At 74.8% G+C, this 2914-nt stretch carries 3 protein-coding genes; 1 reads left to right on the forward strand and 2 read right to left on the reverse strand.

Annotated elements, in window-relative coordinates; translation table 11 throughout:
* Positions 1-163 precede the first annotated feature (163 nt).
* Complete coding sequence (locus ACFVIM_RS34450) at positions 164-997, reverse strand: hypothetical protein (RefSeq protein WP_384310140.1); 834 nt, start codon at positions 995-997, stop codon at positions 164-166.
* A gap of 1 nt (position 998) precedes the next feature.
* On the reverse strand, positions 999-1568 hold the full coding sequence (locus ACFVIM_RS34455; protein WP_384310146.1) for an RNA polymerase sigma factor: 570 nt from the start codon (positions 1566-1568) through the stop codon (positions 999-1001).
* 233 nt (positions 1569-1801) lie between these two features.
* Between ACFVIM_RS34455 and ACFVIM_RS34460 the strand changes: the two genes are divergently transcribed.
* On the forward strand, positions 1802-2836 hold the full coding sequence (locus tag ACFVIM_RS34460) for an aspartate-semialdehyde dehydrogenase (protein ID WP_384310143.1): 1035 nt from the start codon (positions 1802-1804) through the stop codon (positions 2834-2836).
* Positions 2837-2914: the final 78 nt, after the last annotated feature.

Genomic DNA, 2914 nt, shown 5'->3' on the forward strand with positions numbered 1-2914 from the left:
GGTGCCCTCCCGGGCACCCACCCCTTTCCCCTGCCCGGGGCCGGGTCCCGGCGTCGCGCCGACCCGCACCCGCCGCCCCATAGACCCATAGACCAGGGCCGCACGACCGCACGGCCGATCAGGGTCCCGACGCGGTCGGGCGGCGGTCCATGGTGCCGTCCGGTCAGCCCGGATGGGTGCAGCCGGCCGCGCGGGAGCCGGGCAGCGCGGCGGAGAACCACTCCCAGCCGCCGGCGATCTCCGCGGCCCCGCTGAACTCCATCACCGGCTCGTCCGGAAAGACGGGGACCTGGACCAGTACCCGTTTGCCGATCACGAACGACGCGGCCTCGGCGGCGGGGACCGTGAACGCCGTCTCGGGTGGCTTCCTCTCGTCCGCGCGGTACTCGGGGACGAGATAGCGGGCCACGTCGAGGACCACCCGGGTGCGGGCGCCCGCGCGCTCGGTCCGGGCGACCGTGCCCTCGGCGATCACGTTCGAGCAGGCGACGATGCCGGAGGCGGTGAGTTTGGCGCCGCCTTCCCGGACGCTCTGCGCCTCCATACTCACCTCACGCTGGACGGCGGCGAAGCCGCCGAGCCCGATGGCCCCGGCGGCACAGGCGGCGAGGACGAACCGGAGCAGGTGGCGGCGGCGGGCCGGGGGTGCCGTGGCGGGTTCGGGCCGGTTGCCGACCGGGGCGGGGGGCTCCTCCCGGGCCGCGCCCAGGATCACTCCCACGGCCTCCTCCGAGGTCTCGCCCGACGCCCCGGACGCGGCCTCGCCCGACGCCTCGCCCGGCGGCTCCTCCGCCAGCGCGCCCCCCAGCGCCCGCAGCCCCCGCCGCAGGGTCTCCATGTCCCGGGCGGCCCTCTCGTACTCCGCCCGTCCCGTCGGGTCCGCCGGTGGCGGGTCCCCGAGGAGGACCGCCAGCAGGGCGTCGTCCCCGCCCTCAGGGGGCGCCATCCCCGGTACCTCGCCCCTGCCGCCGTCACCGGCCGCCGTCTCGCTGGCCATCTCACACCACCTCGTCCACGCGGAGTCGCTCGCGCATCGCCTTGGCCGCCGCATGCAGTCGGCTCTTGACTGTTCCCTCCGGGACGCCCAGTTCGCGGGCGATCCGCGGCACGGTGAGATCGGCGTAGAACCGCAGCACCAGCACCTGCCGCTGGAGGTCCGGCAGCGTGTCCAGGCCGTCGGCGACGGCGAGCGCGAGCAGCCGTTCCTCCGGGCCGCCATCGCTCGTCACCGGCCAGGCCCGCATCCCGGTGAGCCGGGCGCCGAGGCGCTCCATGCGGCTGCGGGCGCGGTGCCAGTCGACGGCGAGGCGGGAGGCGACCACCGCCGACCAGGCGCCGACGTCCTGCGGGGGCTCCTGGCCGCGGGCGCGGCGCTCCAGCAGCCGCAGCCGGATCTGCTGGACCCCGTCGCCGAGGTCGGCGTGGGGCACCCCGCCGAGGGCGAGGACGGCGCGTACCCGGGAGACCTGCGCGGCGTCCAGCGGGTCCCCGTCGCCCGTCCCGGCCCCGGCCCCCCGCCCACGGTCCGGCGGGCCGGGTGCCGGGCCCCCGCTCCCGTCCCCGTCCAGGCCCTCGCCAGGGCCTTCGTCGCTCGGCACGGCTTCCTCCCCTTGGTCGCGTTTCCCCTACGACGCGGGTCCGGGCCGAATCGTTCACCTCCCCGTACGGGGCTCCGGGCGCGTGCCCGGCGTCACACTGTCCAGCACCCGGACAATGGACTGGACAACCCGGCCGGGGACATACGCATGATGGGATGCCCCAGGTCCGTCAATGGGTAAGAACAGGCACAAAGGAGACATCGGTGAGGGTCGGAATCGTCGGAGCCACCGGTCAGGTCGGCACAGTCATGCGCAGCATCCTCGCCGAGCGGAAGTTCCCCGTCGCCGAACTGCGTCTGTTCGCCTCGGCCCGCTCGGCGGGCTCCACCATCGTGTGGGAGGACCGGGAGATCACCGTCGAGGACGCCGCGACGGCCGACTACAGCGGTCTGGACATCGTCCTGTTCTCGGCGGGCGGCGCCACCTCCCGCGCGCTCGCGGAGAAGGTCGCGGGCCAGGGCGCCGTCGTGATCGACAACTCCTCCGCCTGGCGCCGTGACCCCGAGGTCCCGCTGGTGGTCTCCGAGGTCAACCCGCACGCGGTCAAGGACCGCCCCAAGGGGATCATCGCCAACCCGAACTGCACCACCATGGCCGCCATGCCGGTGCTGAAGCCGCTGCACCGCGAGGCGGGTCTGGCCGCCCTGGTCACCTCCACCTACCAGGCCGTATCCGGCTCCGGCGTCGCGGGCGTCGCCGAGCTGGACGGCCAGGTCAAGGGCGTCTACGAGCGCGCGGCCGAGCTGACCCACGACGGCGGGGCCGTGGACTTCCCCGAGCCCGCGGTCTACCAGCGCCCGATCGCCTTCAACGTGCTGCCGCTGGCGGGCAGCGTCGTGGACGACGGCTCCTTCGAGACCGACGAGGAGCAGAAGCTCCGCCACGAGTCCCGCAAGATCCTGGAGATCCCCGGGCTGAAGGTCTCCGGCACCTGTGTCCGCGTTCCCGTCTTCTCGGGCCACTCCCTCCAGGTGAACGCCCGGTTCGAGCGCCCGCTCCCCGTGGAGCGCGCCCGGGAGCTGCTCGCCGACGCGCCGGGCGTGGAGCTCTCCGACATCCCGACCCCGCTTCAGGCGGCGGGCAAGGACGCCTCCTACGTGGGGCGTATCCGCGCCGACGAGACGGTCGAGCACGGCCTCGCCCTCTTCGTCTCCAACGACAACCTCCGCAAGGGCGCGGCGCTGAACGCGGTCCAGATCGCCGAGCTGGTCGCGGACGAGCTGTCGTCCGCGCGCTGACGCCCCTCGGCCGGCGGCGCCGACCGGCGCTGAGGCTTCGCGCGTACGGTACGGAAACGGGCCCGCTCCCCCACCGGG

Source organism: Streptomyces sp. NPDC057638 (genome assembly GCF_042800315.1).
GTDB lineage: Bacteria > Actinomycetota > Actinomycetes > Streptomycetales > Streptomycetaceae > Streptomyces.

What these genes read in the sequence shown, in the direction of transcription:
- ACFVIM_RS34450 (WP_384310140.1), bottom strand. Translation starts at nt 997, where the DNA reads ATGGCCAGCGAGACGGCGGCCGGTGACGGCGGCAGGGGCGAGGTACCG.